Origin of the sequence: Marinibactrum halimedae (assembly GCF_021234875.1) — a bacterium.
GTDB lineage: Bacteria > Pseudomonadota > Gammaproteobacteria > Pseudomonadales > Cellvibrionaceae > Marinibactrum > Marinibactrum halimedae.
This window is the reverse complement of sequence record NZ_JAJQVM010000114.1, coordinates 1-816: the sequence shown is the minus strand read 5'-3', so window position 1 is coordinate 816 and position 816 is coordinate 1. Positions and strand designations below refer to the sequence as shown.

The 816-nt window shown below is 36.8% G+C and carries 1 protein-coding gene; it reads left to right on the top strand.

All coding sequences use genetic code 11. The annotated features are described in order from the left end of the window. Positions 1 to 328: 328 nt before the first annotated feature. Positions 329 to 622, top strand: coding sequence for a zinc-ribbon domain containing protein (locus LU351_RS21110; RefSeq protein ID WP_416053982.1), 294 nt, complete (start codon positions 329 to 331; stop codon positions 620 to 622). The last annotated feature ends 194 nt before the right edge of the window (positions 623 to 816 follow it).

The following is an 816-nucleotide window of genomic DNA, read 5'->3' as shown; positions in this document are numbered from 1 at the left end:
AAAGAACGAATTTTTATCCAATATTTTTGTAAATAAATGCGTAATGATAATTATTTTCGGTAAATGTTCCGGTAGAAAAAATTAGAAAATTATCGCGCTAAAAAAACGAATTTATAGAGGTTCCCTTTAAAAATTCATACAAATCAATAAGCCTAGGTTCGACTGCTGATAAAAGCATGGGCTTTCAGCGACATTTATAATTTCTCCAACCAATTCAATGGTATAATTAAGGTACTGTTTAATTGGGTGGATGCATGAAAAGCGGAAAACAGAGAAAGGCAGAAATAAAGAATAAACGAGCTCTGAAGAAAGCTCAAAGCATTAAAAAATTGGGAAAGGCTCTAATACTCCAATAGCCGCCGACCACAGTAAACTTAAGTCACCTTCTGCAATACCAAGATTTCCAGAGTTTTATTACGACGTTCCATTTGCGTGTCGTGAATGCGGAAGCAGTGAGGTATGGACACCGAAGCAACAAAAGTGGTGGTATGAAGAGATTGGCGGAAACATTGAAACCACAGCCATTTATTGCCGTCCATGCCGAATCAAAAGGCGCCTAGTTAAAGAAGAAGCAAGACGCGTACATCTTGAAGGGCTTGCAAGAAAAGGGAGATATACATAATAGCCATGAGCTCTTATTAAGAGCTAATCTTAAGGTAGTGTTCAAATAAAAATGAAGTCTACTATTTCAATACTGTAGACACTTTTAAGCAGCGATTGCCCCATAGTCACTATAATGTTGGTAAATCGCTGCCACTTTTTTACAATTTCTGCTTAATTCTAAGTCATCAAAAACCCTATCCATCAGGTGTTGAT